15 protein-coding genes and 1 riboswitch are annotated in these 17,250 nt (G+C 72.8%); of the genes, 6 read left to right on the top strand and 9 right to left on the bottom strand.

Annotation, left to right across the window (positions count from 1 at the left end; genetic code table 11):
- Window positions 1-22: 22 nt before the first annotated feature.
- Window positions 23-2,005 (top strand): hydantoinase B/oxoprolinase family protein, encoded by a 1,983-nt coding sequence (locus tag ACR9ZK_RS15315; RefSeq protein ID WP_481342810.1) that lies wholly within the window; start codon window positions 23-25, stop codon window positions 2,003-2,005.
- A gap of 33 nt (window positions 2,006-2,038) precedes the next feature.
- Here the strand turns inward: ACR9ZK_RS15315 and ACR9ZK_RS15310 are convergent, their stop codons facing one another.
- Window positions 2,039-2,284, bottom strand: coding sequence for a hypothetical protein (locus tag ACR9ZK_RS15310; protein WP_481342809.1), 246 nt, complete (start codon window positions 2,282-2,284; stop codon window positions 2,039-2,041).
- 227 nt (window positions 2,285-2,511) lie between these two features.
- Here ACR9ZK_RS15310 and ACR9ZK_RS15305 point away from each other — a divergent pair, with 227 nt between their 5' ends.
- Together ACR9ZK_RS15305 and bar are read left to right on the top strand one after the other, a co-directional pair.
- The gene (locus ACR9ZK_RS15305; protein WP_481342808.1) at window positions 2,512-3,513 is read left to right on the top strand and encodes a carbamate kinase; all 1,002 of its coding nucleotides are present in this window, start codon (window positions 2,512-2,514) and stop codon (window positions 3,511-3,513) included.
- Window positions 3,514-3,531: 18 nt separating this feature from the next.
- Window positions 3,532-4,668 carry a barbiturase gene (bar, locus tag ACR9ZK_RS15300; RefSeq protein WP_481342807.1) on the top strand — a complete coding sequence of 379 codons (1,137 nt, stop codon included), beginning with the start codon at window positions 3,532-3,534 and terminating at the stop codon, window positions 4,666-4,668.
- Window positions 4,669-4,761: 93 nt separating this feature from the next.
- On the opposite strand, the gene purH is transcribed toward bar, so the two are convergent.
- Together purH and purN are read right to left on the bottom strand one after the other, a co-directional pair.
- Entirely contained in the window at window positions 4,762-6,363 is a 1,602-nt protein-coding gene (gene purH, locus ACR9ZK_RS15295; protein WP_481342806.1) for a bifunctional phosphoribosylaminoimidazolecarboxamide formyltransferase/IMP cyclohydrolase, read from the bottom strand.
- 35 nt (window positions 6,364-6,398) lie between these two features.
- A riboswitch (ZMP/ZTP riboswitch) is annotated at window positions 6,399-6,475 on the bottom strand.
- Between the two features lie 109 nt (window positions 6,476-6,584).
- Window positions 6,585-7,250, bottom strand: coding sequence for a phosphoribosylglycinamide formyltransferase (purN, locus tag ACR9ZK_RS15290; protein ID WP_481342805.1), 666 nt, complete (start codon window positions 7,248-7,250; stop codon window positions 6,585-6,587).
- Window positions 7,251-7,379: 129 nt separating this feature from the next.
- Here purN and ACR9ZK_RS15285 point away from each other — a divergent pair, with 129 nt between their 5' ends.
- The gene (locus tag ACR9ZK_RS15285) at window positions 7,380-7,784 is read left to right on the top strand and encodes a hypothetical protein (RefSeq protein WP_481342804.1); all 405 of its coding nucleotides are present in this window, start codon (window positions 7,380-7,382) and stop codon (window positions 7,782-7,784) included.
- Here the strand turns inward: ACR9ZK_RS15285 and ACR9ZK_RS15280 are convergent.
- The 5 genes from ACR9ZK_RS15280 to icmB form a co-directional block, all read right to left on the bottom strand.
- Window positions 7,771-9,147: a cell division protein PerM gene (locus ACR9ZK_RS15280; RefSeq protein ID WP_481342803.1), complete on the bottom strand. Its 1,377-nt coding sequence runs from the start codon at window positions 9,145-9,147 to the stop codon at window positions 7,771-7,773. The two genes, ACR9ZK_RS15285 and ACR9ZK_RS15280, sit on opposite strands and share 14 nt — an antisense overlap.
- Before the next feature lie 212 nt (window positions 9,148-9,359).
- Entirely contained in the window at window positions 9,360-10,253 is an 894-nt protein-coding gene (sucD, locus tag ACR9ZK_RS15275) for a succinate--CoA ligase subunit alpha (RefSeq protein ID WP_481342802.1), read from the bottom strand.
- 32 nt (window positions 10,254-10,285) lie between these two features.
- Window positions 10,286-11,461, bottom strand: a complete 1,176-nt coding sequence (gene sucC, locus ACR9ZK_RS15270) for an ADP-forming succinate--CoA ligase subunit beta (protein ID WP_481342801.1) — start codon at window positions 11,459-11,461, stop codon at window positions 10,286-10,288.
- Between the two features lie 370 nt (window positions 11,462-11,831).
- Window positions 11,832-12,767 carry a hypothetical protein gene (locus ACR9ZK_RS15265; protein ID WP_481342800.1) on the bottom strand — a complete coding sequence of 312 codons (936 nt, stop codon included), beginning with the start codon at window positions 12,765-12,767 and terminating at the stop codon, window positions 11,832-11,834.
- 222 nt (window positions 12,768-12,989) lie between these two features.
- Complete coding sequence (gene icmB, locus ACR9ZK_RS15260; protein WP_481342799.1) at window positions 12,990-13,412, bottom strand: coenzyme B12-dependent isobutyryl CoA mutase small subunit; 423 nt, start codon at window positions 13,410-13,412, stop codon at window positions 12,990-12,992.
- 80 nt (window positions 13,413-13,492) lie between these two features.
- Between icmB and ACR9ZK_RS15255 the strand changes: the two genes are divergently transcribed.
- Window positions 13,493-14,503 (top strand): lipase family alpha/beta hydrolase, encoded by a 1,011-nt coding sequence (locus ACR9ZK_RS15255; protein WP_481342798.1) that lies wholly within the window; start codon window positions 13,493-13,495, stop codon window positions 14,501-14,503.
- Window positions 14,504-14,630: 127 nt separating this feature from the next.
- Window positions 14,631-15,470, top strand: coding sequence for a M23 family metallopeptidase (locus tag ACR9ZK_RS15250; RefSeq protein WP_481342797.1), 840 nt, complete (start codon window positions 14,631-14,633; stop codon window positions 15,468-15,470).
- 248 nt (window positions 15,471-15,718) lie between these two features.
- On the opposite strand, the gene ACR9ZK_RS15245 is transcribed toward ACR9ZK_RS15250, so the two are convergent.
- Window positions 15,719-17,250 (bottom strand): 3'-5' exonuclease (locus ACR9ZK_RS15245; RefSeq protein ID WP_481342796.1); only part of this gene is annotated, 1,532 nt, incomplete at its 5' end.

Raw genomic sequence — 17,250 nt, 5'->3', positions numbered from 1 at the left:
TCCGTCGTCGGCAGCGTCAGATGTGTATAAGAGACAGGGCTCCCCCAGCGACGCGTCACCGGCCCCGGTCAACCCCGCGGGGCTGCCCACGGCGTACGAGCACGGCAACCGGTTGACGCCGGAGGGCACGAGCGTCGACCCGATCCTCGTCGAGATCGTCGAGGGCACGCTGGCCAGCGTCGAGCTGGAGGTCGAGACCGCGATCGCGCGCACGAGCCGCAGCCCGATGATCCGTGACGCCCACGACTTCCGCGCGGGCATCCACGACCGGCAGCTGCGCAAGCTGACCGGCCGCTCGTACAGCGCCCTCGTCCACCCGGTCGTCCGCGACTTCCCGATCGAGCAGATGAGCGAGGGCGACGTCTTCTTCCACAACGACGTCTACGAGTCCGAGGGCGGCATCGGCCACCTGCCCGACCTCTGCGTCACGGTCCCGGTCTTCTCCGGCGGCGACGTCGTCGCGTTCGTCCAGGCGTTCGGCCACCACGACGACATCGGCGGGGCGGTCCCCGGGTCGATGCCGAGCAACGCCCGGACCGTATTCGAGGAGGGCCTGTCCGTCCCGCCGATCAGGCTGTGGGACAAGGGCGTCCCCAACCACGCAGCCCTGCGCATCATGACCCGGAACAGCCGGATGCCCGACAGCCTCGCCGCCGACCTCGACGCCGAGTGCTCGGCCTGCCTCATGGGCGCACGCCGGCTGGCCGAGCTGTTCCAGCGGTACGGCCGCGACAGCATCGAGGCCGCGTTCGACGCCATCCTCGACAGGACGACCGAGACGTACCGCCGCGAGATCCTCGGCAAGATCCCCGACGGCACGTACGTCTGGGAGGACTACGCCGAGCACGACGGCGTCGACGAGCCGATGCTCCACACGCAGCGGATCACCCTGACGAAGGAGTCCACGGGCGGCCCCGGCCGCTCCGACCTCTACCCCGAAGGCGGCCCACGGCTCGTCATCGACTTCACCGGCACGGGTCCGCAGGCCAAGGGTCCGATCAACCACTGCGGCGACTACGTCGGCGGCAACTTCCTCAAGAAGTGGCTGGCGCCGATCCTGCGCAACCTCGCCGACACCCCCGAGCGGATGGCCGAGCTCGACGTCAACGAGGGCGTCGTGCCCCTCATCGAGATGCGCTTCCCCGACAAGGGGACGCTGCTGACGCCGATCTACCCGGCCCCCACGAACGCCCGCACCTTCGTCATCCTGCGCCTGCTCGGCGTCCTTGCCGGCGCGGTCGCCAAGGCCGTCGACGGCCGGATGCCGGCCGACCAGGAGACGATCCGCTACACCGGCGTGTACGGCAAGGACCGCGACGGCAACGACTACCTCATGCGCGAGGTGCTCGGCGGCGGCTCGGGCGGCCGCTACTACGCCGACGGCGAGGACACGATCCACGTCGTGCCCGACAGCCGCAACCTGCCCACCGAGTTCACCGAGAGCCGGTTCCCCTTCGTCGTGGAGCGGCTCGGCCTCGCGGTCGACTCGGGCGGCGCCGGCCGGCATCGCGGCGGCCTCGGCTACGAGAAGCACATCCGGATGCTCGAGGACGCGCACTTCATGTCCATCGCGGACCGCTCGATCCTCGCCTGCTGGGGGGTCAAGGGCGGCCGGGCCGGCCGGCCCTTCGAGGTGACGGTCGACCTCGGCGGCCCCGAGGAGCGCACCGTCGACGCCCTGGCCGACGCCGAGCCGGTCCGCGCCGGCCAGGTCATCCGCATCCGCACGACCGGTGGCGGCGGTTGGGGTGACCCGCTCGAGCGGCCGTACGACGAGGTCGAGCGCGACCTGCGCTGGGGCAAGGTCTCCTTCGAGGGCGCCCTGCGCGACTACGGGGTCGTCGCCTCCGGTGACCGCGACCATCCGGTCGTCGACGTCGCGGGGTCCGACGCCCTGCGCGAGCAGCGGCGCGCCGACCGCGGCGCGGAGCCGTTCTTCGACCGCGGACCCGGCTACGCGCGGCTCGCCGCGGGACGGTCCGCGGCCGACGTCGACTGGCTCTGACGCCGGCGTCCGTCGCCGGCGACCGCGCATCACCTAGTCGACGTCGCGCTCCTCGATCGTCTGGCGCACGGTACTCGTCGGCAGCGTCGAGCCGCCCGGGCGCTCCTCGCGCGTCACGATCCTCTTGCGGCGCGTGCCCTTGCTGCCGTGCCAGATGAGGCCCCCGCCGGCGATCATGAGGATGATCCCGACGACGGGCAGGTTGACGACCGACGTGTTCGCGCGGATGGCGAAGGTGAGGATCGCGCCGAGAACGGCGAGCAGGACTCCGACGCCCACGATGTGCGACCCCTTCCCACCGGGCCGGAGGGGCGGCCCGGTACTGCCCCTTTACCCGAAACTGTATCGCCGCTGACCCAGCCGTGGCACGGCCCACCCCGCGCGGTGGGAGGCGCCGGAGCGGTCCGCGACCGCCCCCTTGCACGGCACAGATGTGCCAATCCGCACGCGTGCCTCTGGCAGGACGTGCCAAGGCGTGCCCGGGCCCCCGCTCCTAGGCTCGCCGCATGGAGGAGCCGACGCCGCCCGAAGCCGCCGCGGCCGGGCCGGGCGACTCGGCCGGCGCCGCACGGCTGCGGGTCGTCGTCGCGCTCGGCGGGAACGCGATGACCGGGCCCGACGGCAGTGCCACGCCGCACGCCCAGCGTTCGGCCATCGCGGCAGCGATGGAGCACGTGGCCGACCTCGTGGCCCGCGGAGTCGAGGTCGTCATCACCCACGGCAACGGGCCGCAGGTCGGCAACCTCCTCGTCAAGAACGCGCTCGCGGCCCACGTCGTGCCGCCGGTCCCCCTCGACTGGTGCGGGGCGCAGACGCAAGGCACCATCGGCTTCACGGTCCTCGACACGCTCGAGGCCTCGCTCGCCGTCCGCGGCGTCGACCGGCCGGTCGCGGCGCTTGTCACCCGCACCCGCGTCGACGCCGGCGACCCGGGCTTCGCGCGCCCGACCAAGCCGGTCGGGCGCTACCTGCCACGTGAGCAGGCCCGGACGCTCATCGACCACGGCGAGACGTGGGAGGACCGCGGCGAGCGCGGCTGGCGGCGCGTCGTCGCCTCCCCCGAACCGCTCGAGGTGCTCGAGACCCCAGCGGTGGCCACGCTCCTCGACGCCGGCTACGTCGTCGTCGCGGCCGGTGGAGGCGGCATCCCCGTCGTGCGCGGCGGTGACGGCCGCGTCCGCGGCGTCGAGGCGGTCATCGACAAGGACCTCACGGCGGCGCTGCTCGCCCACGCCCTCGACGCGCAGGTCCTCGTCATCGCCACCGACGTCGACCACGCCGTCGCCGGCTGGGGCACGCGCGACGCCCGCCCCATCGGACGCGTCACGCCCGCGGAGCTCACCGCGTACGCCGAGGCCGGGCACTTCGCGTCCGGCTCGATGGGGCCGAAGGTCGAGGCCGCGCTGCGCTTCGTCCGCAGCGGCGGCCGCCGCTGCGTCATCACCGACCTCGCACGGATCACCGACGCCGTCGAGGGCCGGTTCGGAACCGTCGTCGAGAACCATTGAGAAGAAAGGTGATTCCCCGTGCCTGAAGCCATCGAGGTGCGCAAGGTCCCGATCCACTCCGTCGCGGACGCGTCCGAGCTCGCCGCACTCATCGACGACGGCGTCATGGAGGCGAGCCGAGTCGTCGCCATCATCGGCAAGACCGAGGGCAACGGCGGCGTGAACGACTACACGCGCATCATCGCCGACCGGGCCTTCCGCGAGGTGCTCGTCGCCAAGGGCGCCCCGGCCGACCAGGTCAGGCAGGTCCCGATCGTGTGGTCCGGGGGCACCGACGGCGTCATCAGCCCGCACGCGACGATCTTCGCGACCGTCCCGGCCGAGCAGGCCGAGGCCTCCGACGACCTGCGGCTCACCGTCGGGTTCGCCATGAGCGAGCCGATCAAGCCGGAGGAGATCGGCTACGTCGCCATGGTGTCGAAGGTCGCCGACGCCGTGAAGGTCGCCATGGAGCGTGCCGGCATCACCGACCCCGCCGACGTCCACTACGTGCAGACGAAGACCCCGCTGCTCACGATCCACACGATCCGCGACGCCAAGGAGCGCGGCCACGGGGTCTGGACCGAGCACACCCACGAGTCGATGGACCTGTCCAACGGCACGACGGCCCTCGGCATCGCCGTGGCCCTCGGCGAGATCGAGATGCCGACCGACGCCGACGTCATGCACGACCGGTCGCTGTTCTCGTCCGTGGCCTCGTGCAGCTCGGGCGTCGAGCTGGACCAGGCACAGGTCGTCGTCGTCGGCAACGCGCGCGGTGTCGGTGGCCGGTACCGCATCGGGCACTCCGTCATGCAGGACGCCCTCGACGCCGACGGCATCTGGGCGGCGATCAAGGATGCCGGCCTCGACCTGCCCGAGCGCCCGCACTGGACCGACCTGCAGGGTCGTCTCGTCAACGTCTTCCTCAAGTGCGAGGTGAGCCAGGACGGCCAGGTGCACGGGCGCCGCAACGCGATGCTCGACGACTCCGACGTGCACTGGCACCGTCAGATCAAGTCGGCGGTCGGCGGGGTGACGGCGTCGGTCACCGGCGACCCCGCCGTGTTCGTGTCGGTGTCCGCCGCCCACCAGGGACCCGACGGCGGTGGCCCGGTCGCGGCGATCGTCGACCTCGGCGAGGACCCGCCCACCGGCTACCGCTGGACCCGCTGACCATCCGACGACGCAACACACCGAGCAGTCGCCAACCCGCGCGGGGTACTCCCGCGGCCGTTGGCGACTGCTCGGTGTGTTGCGGGTCGAAGGTCAGTGGGCGAAGTGGCGGGTGCCGGTGAAGTACATCGTCACGCCGGCGGCCTCGGCCGCGGCGACGACCTCCTCGTCGCGGATCGACCCGCCCGGCGCGACGACCGCGCGGACCCCGGCATCGAGCAGGATCTGCAGCCCGTCGGCGAAGGGGAAGAACGCGTCCGACGCCGCGACGGAGCCGCGCGCCCGCTCCTCGCCGGCGCGGCGCACCGCGAGGTAGCAGGAGTCGACGCGGTTGACCTGGCCCATCCCGACGCCGACCGCGGCGCCGTCCTTGGCGAGCAGGATCGCGTTCGACTTGACCGCGCGCACCGCCCGCCACGCGAACTGCAGGTCGGCCAGCGTCGCGGCATCGGCGGCCTCGCCCGACACGAGGCGCCAGTTCGCCGCATCGTCGCCCCCGGTCACGGCGTCGTCGTCACCGCGCACGACCGCGTCGACCCTGTCGACGGTCTGCACGAGGAGGCCGCCGCTGATGGGCCGGGTCTCGATGGGGTCGGCGAAGCGCGCGAGGTCCGCCGGGAGGCGCAGGACCCGCAGGTTCTTCTTCGCCGTCAGGATCTCGAGCGCCTCGGGCTCGTAGTCCGGCGCGATGATGACCTCGGTGAAGACCGGCTTGGCGGCCGTGGCCATCGCCGCGGTCACGGTGCGGTTGGCCGCGATGATGCCGCCGTACGCACTGACCGGGTCCGTGGCGTGGGCCCGCTCGTAGGCCTGCTCGATGGTGGCGCCCACGGCGATGCCGCACGGGTTGGCGTGCTTGATGATCGCCACGGTCGGCTGGTCGCCCTGGTCGTGGGCGGCCCGCACTGCCGCGTCGGTGTCGACGTAGTTGTTGTACGACATCTCCTTGCCGTGCAGCTGCTCGGCCGACGCGACGCCGGGGCGCCAGTGGGTGTAGAGCGCGGCGCGCTGGTGCGGGTTCTCGCCGTAGCGCAGGGCTGCGTGGCGGTCGAAGGTCGCGCTGGTCCAGGCCGGGAAGCCGGTGCCGTCGGAGGTGTCGGCGTAGGCGTTGCCCATCCAGTTGGCGACCGCGTTGTCGTAGGAGGCCGTGTGCACGAACGCCTCGGCCGCGAGGCGCTTGCGCTGCTCGAGCGTGAAGCCACCGGCGTCGAGCGACTCCTGCACCGCGCCGTACAGGGCCGGGCTCGTGACGATGGCGACGCTCGGGTGGTTCTTGGCCGCGGCGCGCACCATCGAGGGGCCGCCGATGTCGATCTGCTCGATGCACTCGTCCGGCGTCGCGCCGGAGGCGACCGTCTCGCGGAACGGGTAGAGGTTGACGACGACCAGCTCGAACGCCTCGACGCCGAGGTCGGCCAGCTGCTCGAGGTGCTCGGGCTTGCGCGTGTCGGCGAGGATGCCGGCATGGACCTTCGGGTGCAGCGTCTTGACGCGGCCCTCGAGGCACTCCGGGAAGCCGGTCAGCTCCTCGACCGGCGTGACGGCGATGCCGAGCCCGGCGATGGTCCTGGCGGTCGAGCCGGTCGAGACGATGGACACCCCGGCCGCGTCGAGCGCTCGGGCGAGGTCCTCGAGACCGGTCTTGTCGTAGACGGAGATGAGAGCGCGCGAGATGGGGCGGCGGCCGTCGGACATCGATGCTCCTGGCGGTGGGTGGCGGTGTCGGTCAGCGGGAGCACCCAGGCGGGCGATGCTCCGACGGTCACTCCCTGGTGGTTCCCCACCTGCGCCAGTCGTGTACGGCCAGCGTAGCGGCCCCTGCCGCACCGGCGAAAATTCGGCGACGCATGCGACCCATGCGACCCGTGCGACCCGTGCGACCCGTGCGCCAGCTTCGACGCCGGAGGGTCACCGCCTCAGCCGATGCGGACCCGGCGCCCCTGCACCGTGAACCCGTTCCGTGCCATCCGCCCGACGACGTCGACGAGCATCGCGCGCTCCTGCACCTTGATCCGCTCGTGCAGCGTCTCCTCCGTGTCGCCGTCCTCGACCCCGACGACGCGCTGCTCGATGATCGGCCCGGTGTCGACGCCAGCGGCGAAGAAGTGGGACGGCGTGCCCGTCACCCTGGACCCGGAGGCCAGGGCGTCGGAGGAGGAGTGGACGCCGGGGAAGCTCGGCAGCAACGCGGGGTGCGTGTTGACGACGGTGACCGCGGCGAGGACCTCGGGGCCCAGGATCCGCATGAACCCGGCGCTGACGGCGAACGCCGGGGACGCCTCGGCGATCCGGGCGGCGAGCGCGGCGTCCCAGGCCGCCCGGTCCGGGTGGTCACCCGGACGGACGAGAGCCGTCGGGACGCCTGCCCGCTCGGCCCGTTCGAGCCCGGCGCACGGCCGGTCGGCGAGGACCAGGGCCACCCGGACGCCGAGGGCCGGGTCGCGCGAGGCGTCGAGGAGCGCCTGGAGCAGCGTCCCGGAACCCGAGACGAGGACGACGACGTCGACCGGCCTGGTCGCGCGACCCTGTGGTGCGGGCGACCCGTCGGCGACGGGCTGGCTGGCGGAGGCCTCGGTCGTCACGGCCCGGAGTCTAGCGACGGCACACCCGTCCGCTTCCCGACGCCCGGCGCCGGCAGCGCGACCGGCGGAGCGCGACGACCGACCGGGCCCGTGCTGCTCCGGCCCCGGGCATGCGTGAGGATGGGACGTATGAGCCAGTCGCCCCGGGACCCGCAGCGCGAGGCCGAGATCGCCTACGCCCGGGAGAAGGCGCGCTACTCGTTGCCCGTCCCGCTCTTCGCGCTCGTCGGGATCGCCGGGATGTACCTGCCGCTGCCGCAACGGTTCGTCGCACTGCTGCCGCTCGTCATCGCGATGGTCCTGGCCGTGCGGCTGCTGCGCTTCCTGACGCCGCGGCCGGGTCGCGAGAAGCTCTGGGCCGCCGTCTCCCTCGCCGTGCTGACCCTGCCGGTCATCTCGCTGCTGCTGCAGGCCCTGATGTACGGACCGGTGAGCCGCTACGAGGAGTGCGTCGCCGGCGCCCAGACGTCGGTGGCGCGCGGACAGTGCGAGCAGCTCCGGGACGTGAGCCCGCTCGGGTTCATCTCCGGCTGACCCGCCCGGTGCCGGCCGGGTCGGTGTCCGTGGGAGTGCTCGTGCCGGTGTCCGCGTTCGTGGCGGTTCCGCCGCCGGCATCGGGACCCGCCGCCTCCGACTGACCTGCCTCCGACCGACCGGACGCGTCGGAGGCGTCGGACGCGTCGGAGGCACCCGGGGCGCCCGAGGCATCCGAGCGCCGCTCGCGCACGAGCAGCCCGGCGAGCCACAGCAGCGCCCCGGCGAGGACCTCCGCAGCGAGGAAGCCGGCGAACGGCGCGAGCGGGACCCCCACGCGGGAGAGCCGGTCCACGCCCACCGAGCCGTTGGCGAGCGCCGTCAGGGCCACGACGACGGCGACCGGAAGCAGGGACGCCACGACGGTCGCCGACAGCCGGGCGCGGACGTTGCCGAAGAACTCGAGCTCCCGGTCGACGCGTCGGGCCTGGACCGCACCGACGGCCACGGGCACGAGGAGGACGAGGTACGTCGCCGCCGGATAGTCGGCCGCGCGGGGCAGGGCGCCCAGGACCGGCACGAGCGGCAGGAGCCCCGGCTGCGCGGCGCCGGGCGTGACGCTCGAGCCGAGCGCGAGCTGGAAGCCCGGCCCGGCGAGGAAGCCCAGTGCCCACGTCGCCGCGTTGCCGAGCAGCGCGACCTGCGCCAGGCCCAGGACGACCGCGGCTCCCGCGTTGGCGCCGTACTCGGCCTGGACCGCCATCACCTCGCTCCAGGCCACGACGAGCCGCAGCACGACGAGCGCCGCGCCGACGGCGAGCAGCGTGCCGACACCGCGCCACCCGGAGCGCCACACCATCGGCAGCCACGTCGGGCCGCGTCGGAACCAGGCCTTGACGAACGCCGGTGCAGCCTCGTCGTCGGGACGCAGGAGCACGAACCCGAGGGCCGCGAGCGGCACGAGCAGCGAGCCGAGGACCGCCGCCGCGCCCGGAGTCGCGGGACCGCCGAGGGTGAACAGAGCGAAGACCGCCGAGCCGGCGCCGTAGCCGACGACGAACCCGGGTACGACACCCCAGCGTGCGACCTGGCTCCAGGCGTCGGTCCCGACGCGCAGCCGCTGGGTGCCGGCGAGGCGCCGGGCGAACCGGAAGGCGACGTGGACGAAGACGAGCAGGAGCAGCAGCGGCGTCACCGACAGGGTCACGCCTCCGGTCGTGCCGACCGACTGGCCGTGGCCGAGGAACCAGACGGCGCTGCCCACCGACACCGCCGAGAACCACCCGACGGAGCTCTCCGGCGCCGCGACCCAGCCGACGAGGGCCGGCAGGCCGACGACCGACCAGGTGCCCACGGCGGCGAGCAGGCCGGCGCGCAGGGCCGCCGGGACGGCGGACGACGGGGTGGCGGTCGAGGCGGGCACGGAACTCACTCCTGACGGGCCGGCGTTCGGTCGCGTCCATCGTCGACGCTCGTCCCCGCCCGGGCGAGCCCCCACGCCGGACACTGCTGAACTCGGCCCAGCACGGATGAGCTCGCACGGGCCGCACCCGGGCCCCGCTCGGGCCGGACGCCGACGGGCGGCCACCCTGTGGGTGACCGCCCGCACGACGTTGCCGGTTGCCGGCGCGGCCGTCAGCCGGCGAGCTCCTGCATGATCTCGCGCATCAGCTGCGCGGTCTCGCTCGGCGTCTTGCCGACCTTGACGCCGGCGGCCTCGAGGGCCTCCTTCTTGGCCTGCGCGGTTCCGGACGAGCCGGACACGATGGCGCCCGCGTGGCCCATCGTCTTGCCTTCGGGTGCGGTGAAGCCGGCGACGTAGCCGACGACGGGCTTGGTCACGTGCTCCTTGATGTAGGCGGCCGCGCGCTCCTCGGCGTCGCCACCGATCTCGCCGATCATGACGATCGCGTCGGTGTCGGGGTCGTTCTGGAAGGCCTCGAGGCAGTCGATGTGCGTCGTGCCGATGATCGGGTCGCCACCGATGCCGACGGCCGAGCTGAAGCCGAAGTCACGCAGCTCGTACATCATCTGGTACGTCAGCGTGCCCGACTTGCTGACCAGGCCGATGCGGCCGCCGCCCGAGATGTCGGCGGGGATGATGCCGGCGTTGCTGATGCCCGGCGTGATGAGGCCCGGGCAGTTCGGGCCGACGATGCGCGTCGTGCCCTTGGCCTTGGCGTAGTTGTAGAACTCGGCGGTGTCCTTGACGGCGACGCCCTCGGTGATGACGACGACGAGGGGCACCTCCGCGTCGACGGCCTCGACGGCGGCGGCCTTGGTGAAGGCGGCCGGGACGAAGATGACGCTGACGTTGGCGCCGGTCTGGGCGACGGCGTCGGCGACCGAGCCGAAGACGGGGACGCTGACGCCGCCCTCGAAGTCGACGGTGGTGCCGGCCTTGCGCGGGTTGACGCCGCCGACGATGTTCGTGCCGGACTTGAGCATGCGCTGCGTGTGCTTCATGCCCTCGGAGCCGGTCATGCCCTGGACGATGACCTTCGAGTCAGCGTTGAGGAAGATGGCCATGGTTCGCGTTCTCTCTTCTGTCGACTCGGGTCTTACTTGGCGGCGAGCTCGGCGGCCCGGCGTGCGGCGCCGTCCATCGTCGGCTCGATCGTCACCAGCGGGTGGTTGCGCTCCTGGAGGATGCGACGGCCCTCCTCGACGTTGTTGCCGTCGAGGCGCACGACGAGCGGCCGGTTCTCCTCGTCGCCGAGCGCGTCGAGCGCGCCGACGATGCCGTTGGCGACGGCGTCGCAGGCGGTGATGCCGCCGAAGACGTTGACGAACACGCTCTTGACCTGCGGGTCGGACAGGATGATGTGCAGGCCGTTGGCCATGACCTCGGCGCTGGCACCGCCGCCGATGTCGAGGAAGTTCGCCGGCTTCTGGCCGCCGAACTCCTCGCCGGCGTAGGCGACGACGTCGAGGGTGCTCATGACGAGGCCCGCACCGTTGCCGATGATGCCGACGGAGCCGTCGAGCTTGACGTAGTTGAGGTCCTTCTCCTTGGCCGCGGCCTCGAGCGGGTCGGTGGCCGACTTGTCCTCGAGCGCCGCGTGGTCCGGGTGGCGGAAGTCGGCGTTGGTGTCGAGGGACACCTTGCCGTCGAGGGCGATGATGGCGCCGTCCTCGGTCTTGACGAGCGGGTTGACCTCGACGAGCGTCGCGTCCTCGTCGCGGTAGACCTCCCACAGCTTCTGGACGACGCCGGCGATCGTGGCCTTGTCGGCCTCGTCGAAGCCGGCCGCGTCGACGATCTCCTGCGCCTTGGCCGCGTCGATGCCGACATTGGGGTCGACCTCGATCCGGGCCAGCGCCTCCGGGCGCTCGACGGCGAGCTGCTCGATCTCCATGCCGCCCTCCTTGGAGCACATGGCGAGGTAGCTGCGGTTGGCGCGGTCGAGCAGGATCGAGAAGTAGTACTCCTCGGCGATGCGGGCCCCGGCGGCCACCATGACCTTGTGGACGGTGTGGCCCTTGATGTCCATGCCGAGGATCTGCTCCGCGTGCGCCCGGGCCTCGTCCGCGCTCTTGGCGACCTTGACGCCGCCGGCCTTGCCGCGGCCACCGGTCTTGACCTGCGCCTTGACGACGGTGACGCCGCCCGACGCCTCGCCGATCCGCTCGGCGGCCGCGCGCGCCTCCTCCGGCGTCGTCGCGGTGGCGCCTGCGAGCACGGGTACTCCGTGCGCTTCGAACATGTCGCGGGCTTGGTACTCGAAGAGATCCACGGGTGGGGTCCGTCCTCGTCGTCGATGGGGTGCTCGACTGCGCCGAGGAGGCGTCTGCCGGGCCACCCACGCATGCACGCGGTCGGTCCTCGCGCCAGGGCGCAACCGAAAGAAGGCTGACCCCCGGACTCTAGTGCCCCTGACCAGTGCCGACGTCATCGGGTGCGGCCGACCGGACATAGATCACATCGCTCGGTGCCAGACCCGGTCGCCGGGCGGGCCGCACCCCGACCCCACTCCTGCCCACCACCCCTGGCCCACTTCGCACGTTTCGCGCGCTTCTGTCTGGAGCGCGCGAAACGTGGTTGGCGCGCGGGAAACATCACGCGCGTCGACAGGAGGTCGCGCGCTCCGACCGTCCGTGGCGGCCTCAGGCCACCTGCGTCGCGAGGCGGAGTGCTGCCTCGACGCGCTGACGCACCACGTCGGCCGACCGAAGGTCCTGCCAGACCAGACGCACCACGACCCAACCGGCTCTGCGCAGCGCGTCCTCTCGGCGCTTCTCGTCGAAGAGCGTCGTGACGTCGCCCTCGCGGTACTTCACCCGGCCGTCGAACTCGACCAGGACCCGCGTGCCCACGATGCGGAGGTCGGCCCGGTAGACCCTGCCCTCCGTCGCGACCGCGAACTGGGGCTCCGTGACGTAGCCGAGCCTCCGTAGGACGTGGGCGGTGACGGTCTCGGCCGGTGACTCGTGCCGCCCGTCCGCGAACGGCAGTACGGCGCGGACCACCCCCACGCCGTGACGTTCACGGAAGTCGCACAGAGCACTGCCGAGACCCGCCGCGGTGACGAGACCGCGTGAGAGCGCCGCGTCTGCGGCCACCAAGGCGGTCAGCGGCGACCCCACGATCCCCGCTCCCACGATCGCGTGCTCGATCGGCACGAGGTCCGGTCCGTCACCGTGCCGCACCGCCTGTGCCGCCTCGACGCCTGGCATCGACCGATGCAGCCTGAGGTCGGTGCGCCGCCCGGACTGGCCCGAGGTGACTTGGCGCCCAGTGCTTCCCAGCCGCGTGAGGTGGACGACGTCCAGTCCCACCCCATGGACGGGAAGGCCGGCGAGCAGGACCGCAGTGTGGTGGCTCGGAAGCGCCCGGCCGGCGTACTGGGTGGCGAGGGCGAAGGCAGTCAGCCGATGCCGTTCGACGTCGTCGCGGGGCCGGCCGAGCGAGTACCACCCGTGGGTGAGTCGGGTGCAGGCCCCCTGGGCGAGGAGCCGGGTCAGCTGTTGGCCGTCGATGCCGGCCCCGAGGGCGTCGGCCGCCTTGAAGACGCCGCGATGGGCGATGTCGAGCAGGTCCATGCCCTCACGGTGCCGTGCTGCCTGCACCAGAGCCGCGGCATCGTGTGAGCCTGTGGACGACGCCGAGGGCCGTCACCCGGGTGTGGATCGACACGAGCGCGCGATCCAGGGTTCCGGCGCGCCAGATTTTGCGCGCTGAAACCAGGTTTCGCGCGCTTCGTTCAGCAGCGCGCGAACCATCGGGCGAAGGGGGAGGCGGGGTCCCGGCGGGGGGCGGACGCGTCAGGCGGGGTGGACGTTGGCGTGCACCCAGTCGACGATCTCGTGCGTCGTCGCGCCGGGCGTGAACACCTTGGCGACGCCGAGCCGCTCGAGCTCGGGGATGTCGTCGTCCGGGATGATCCCGCCGCCGAAGACGACGATGTCGCTCGCGTCGCGCTCGCGCAGAAGCTCGACGACCCGGGCGAAGAGCGTCAGGTGGGCACCGGAGAGCACCGACAGGCCGACGACGTCGGCGTCCTCCTGGATGGCCGCCTCGACGATCTGCTCGGGCGTCTGGTGCAGCCCGGTGTAGATGACCTCCATGCCGGCGTCGCGCAGGGCCCGGGCGACCACCTTGGCGCCGCGGTCGTGCCCGTCGAGGCCCGGCTTGGCCACGACCACTCGGATGACGTCGGAGGTCACGGCGCCGGGGGTCTCGCTCATGGGCCGCACTCTAACCAGACCCGCCGAGGCCGCAGCACGAAAGTGAGCCATCGCCCATTACCCGGGGTAACGTCACCGTCGTGGGCGCCTCTGCACGCGTGACGACGACGTCGCGGCTCGAGTCCGCCCCGGCCCGGCGGACAGGTGGCGCCACGAGCGCCCTCTCCGCGGCCGGGGACGTCGCCGCTGCCCTCCTGACGCCGACCGGCCTGGCCGGGGCGGCGCTCGAGGCCACCTGGATCGGCCTGCACCTGGCGCTGTGGCCGCTCGGGCACCTCGGCCCCCGGGCGTCGGACCGTCGCGACGGCTACCGCGTCGGGCACCTGCCGCCGAGCCAGCGGGGACTCATCGTCAGCGACGTCGAGGCGGCCGGCACCCCGATCCTGCTCGTGCACGGCATGGTCGACAACCGCTCGATCTTCACCGTCCTGCGCCGGGGGCTCGCGCGCCGCGGCTTCGGACGGATCGATGCCATCAACTACTCCATGTTCACCGGTGACGTCCGCGCCGCCGCCGCCGACCTCGGCGCCGAGGTCGAGCGGATCGTCGAGGAGACCGGGTACGAGCGCATCCACGTCATCGGCCACTCGATGGGCGGGCTCATCGCCCGCTACTACGTGACGCGTCTGGGCGGGGACGCGCACGTGCACACGCTCGTCACGCTCGGGACCCCGCACCGAGGCAGCTACCTGGCCTACGTGTGGGACAACGGCCTGACCCGTCAGCTGCGCCCCGGCAGCCGGCTCCTCGCCGAGCTGGCGCGCCCGGTCCCGGAGTGCCAGACCCGGTTCATCGCCTACTGGTCCGACCTCGACCAGGTGGTCGTGCCCCAGCGCAACGCGGCCCTGCACCACCCTGACCTCAACGTGCACAACATCGCCCTGCACGGCGTCGGCCACATGAGCATCCCGATCACGAGCAGCGTCGTGCACGGCATCTCCACGGCGCTGGCGCACCTCGACGCGACGGGCGCGACGCTGACGCCCGGCGTCAGCCCGCTGCGCACCCGGCGGGTCCCGGCCGCCGACGACGCGTTCGGGGCGCCGAACCCGTGCGGTGCGAAACCGCCACGGGCGCCGCGGATGCCCTAGGGTCGGGCCAGTCGCGTACCCTCCACCGCGACGTCGGGCTGCTCCGCGCTTCAGACCGTTTTGTACATCACGAAATGGTCACGTTACGCTGAGCGCCCGCAACCGGATCCCGATAGGTCAGCTCTTCGTGCCCACCACCAGCAGTTACGTCGGCCGGCACCGGCCACCCTCGACGTCGTCCCGGGGTCGACAGTTCGTCGTGCCCGTCGCGATCCTGTCCTCGACCGTCGCCGGGGGCCTGGTCATCCGGCAGGCCGGCGCCCAGGAGCTGAGCCCAGAGGCCGCCGCGATGAAGAACGTGTCGAACTCCGTGGCCGGACTCGGTCTCGCGGCCGACCCGGACGCCGTGGCTGCGGCCGCCGCGGGACGCGCGGGCGCGCGCTCCTCGCGCGACATGGCGCGCGACGCGAGCGCCCTCATCGCCAGCGCGACGACGTCCGCCGAACAGGCCGCGGCCGACGCCCAGGACGCCGCCGACCAGGCCGCGGCCGCGGAGCGCGCCCGAACGCAGGCCAGGGCCGCCGCAGCACGCAAGGCGGCGGAGGCCGCCAAGGCCCGGGCCGTCGCCCGCGCCCACCGCTGGGTGGTCCCCGTCGCGGGCTACACGCTGACCTCCGGCTTCGGCTGGCGCTGGGGCAAGATGCACCCGGCCCAGGACCTCGCGGTCCCCACCGGCACCCCGGTCCACGCCCTCTCGAGCGGCACCGTCGTCTTCTCGGGCTGGTCCACCGAGGGCTACGGCTACATGGTCAAGATCCGCTACTGGGACGGCACCGTGTCCTGGATGGCCCACAACAGCCGCCTCGTCGTCGCCGTCGGCGACGAGGTCGAGCCGGGCCAGCTCGTCTCCTACAGCGGCTCCACGGGCAACTCCACCGGCCCTCACGTGCACCTGGAGATCCACCCGGGCGACGGCGCGGCCGTGGCCCCGCGCACCTGGCTCGCCGACCACGGCGTCTACCTCTGACACCCCGGGTCCTCTGCAGACCCCCGAGGAACCCCGAAGAACCCCGAGGAACCCCGAGGAACCCCGAGGAACCCCGAGCAACCCCGAGCAACCCCGGCAGAGCTCGGGAGACGCCGAGCCACACCTGAGCCGCTGATCCAGCCCACCGAGCCCGGGCCGGGCACCACGGCGACGCGCGACGAGGCCCACCCGAGCGGGGCAGGCCTCGTCGCTGATCCGGCGGGTTCGCCCCTCGAGCCCGGCGTTCCTCAGAGCTTGACGAGCGGCGCGTAGCGCAGCAGCAGACGCTTGGTGCCCGTGTCGGTGCCGAAGTCGACGTGGGCCATGGACTTGTCGCCCTCGCCCTCGACCCGCACGACGGTGCCAAGGCCGAACGCGTCGTGGCTGACCCGGTCGCCGGCGTTGAGCGAGATGACCGGTCGCTTGCCGGGGCTGCGGACTCCGGGCCGGGCCGCGAGCGTCGCGACCGCGGGGCGGTCGGCGCCACTCGCGCCGCTGAACGAGGGCCCGAGCCGCTGCCAGTCGAGCAGGTCTCCGGGGATCTCGTCGAGGAAGCGCGACGGCGGGTTGTACTGCGGTGCCCCCCACGCCGACCGCACGGCGGCCCGCGTCAGGTAGAGCCGCTCTCGCGCCCGGGTGATGCCGACGTAGGCGAGCCGGCGCTCCTCCTCGAGCTCCTTCGGGTCGCCGAGGGCGCGCAGGTGCGGGAAGGTGCCGTCCTCCATCCCGGTGAGGAAGACCACGGGGAACTCCAGGCCCTTGGCCGTGTGCAGCGTCATGAGGGTGACGACGCCCTGGGCCTGCGCCTCCGGCTCGTCGGGGATCTCGTCGGCGTCGGCGACGAGCGAGACCTGCTCGAGGAACTCCTCCAGCGCACCCGCGGGCGCGACGTCCTCGGGCTCGGCGTCGGGCTGCCCCGGCGTCGACGCAGGTGCCCCCGTGGCGTCCGCCTCGGCCGAGTCGCGGGCCCGGCGCTCGTCGTACTCCTGGGCGACGGCGACGAGCTCGGCGAGGTTCTCGACGCGGGTCTCGTCCTGGGGGTCGTGGCTCGCGCGCAGCTCGGCCAGGTACCCGCTCTGGTCGAGGACCGCCTCGAGGAGCGTGGCGATGCCGCCGCCGCTCTCATAGACGAGGCGCAGCTGCTCGAGCATCTCGGTGAAGCCCTTGATCGCCGCGACCGAACGGGTGGCGATGCCCGGCGCGTCCTCGGCGCGACCGAGCGCCGCGACGAACGGGACGCGCTCGCGCTCGGCGAGGGCCGCGACGCACGCCTCCGCGCGGTCGCCGATGCCGCGCTTGGGCACGTTGAGGATGCGGCGCAGGTTGACCGTGTCGGTCGGGTTGGACACGACGCGCAGGTAGGCGAGGGCGTCCTTGATCTCGCGCCGCTCGTAGAACCGGGTGCCGCCGACGACCTTGTACGGCAGACCGGTTCGCACGAGGACCTCCTCGATGGCCCGGCTCTGCGCGTTGGTCCGGTAGAACACGGCGACGTCGCCCGGGCGAACCCCCGCGTCGGCGAGGTCGTCGATCTGCTTGGCGACGAAGGCCGCCTCGTCGTGCTCGTTGTCGGCGACGTAGCCGACGATCATCGCGCCGTCGCCGGAGTCGGTCCACAGGTTCTTCGCTCGCCGACCCTCGTTGCGGGCGATGACGGCGTTGGCGGCGCGCAGGATGCGCTGCGTCGAGCGGTAGTTCTGCTCGAGGAGGATGGTGCGCGCGTCCGGGTAGTCCTTCTCGAACTCGAGGATGTTGCGGATCGTCGCGCCGCGGAAGGCGT

The organism is Monashia sp. HAY1-5C (assembly GCF_056755255.1).
This window is presented reverse-complemented; position numbering and strand designations above follow the sequence as displayed.

Bases quoted from the DNA above. Each gene is read 5' to 3' on its own strand.
- ACR9ZK_RS15305 (WP_481342808.1), top strand. From the start codon at position 2,512: ATGGAGGAGCCGACGCCGCCCGAAGCCGCCGCGGCCGGGCCGGGCGAC.
- purH (WP_481342806.1), bottom strand. From the start codon at position 6,363: ATGTCCGACGGCCGCCGCCCCATCTCGCGCGCTCTCATCTCCGTCTAC.
- ACR9ZK_RS15285 (WP_481342804.1), top strand. From the start codon at position 7,380: ATGAGCCAGTCGCCCCGGGACCCGCAGCGCGAGGCCGAGATCGCCTAC.
- sucD (WP_481342802.1), bottom strand. From the start codon at position 10,253: ATGGCCATCTTCCTCAACGCTGACTCGAAGGTCATCGTCCAGGGCATG.
- ACR9ZK_RS15265 (WP_481342800.1), bottom strand. From the start codon at position 12,767: ATGGACCTGCTCGACATCGCCCATCGCGGCGTCTTCAAGGCGGCCGAC.
- icmB (WP_481342799.1), bottom strand. From the start codon at position 13,412: ATGAGCGAGACCCCCGGCGCCGTGACCTCCGACGTCATCCGAGTGGTC.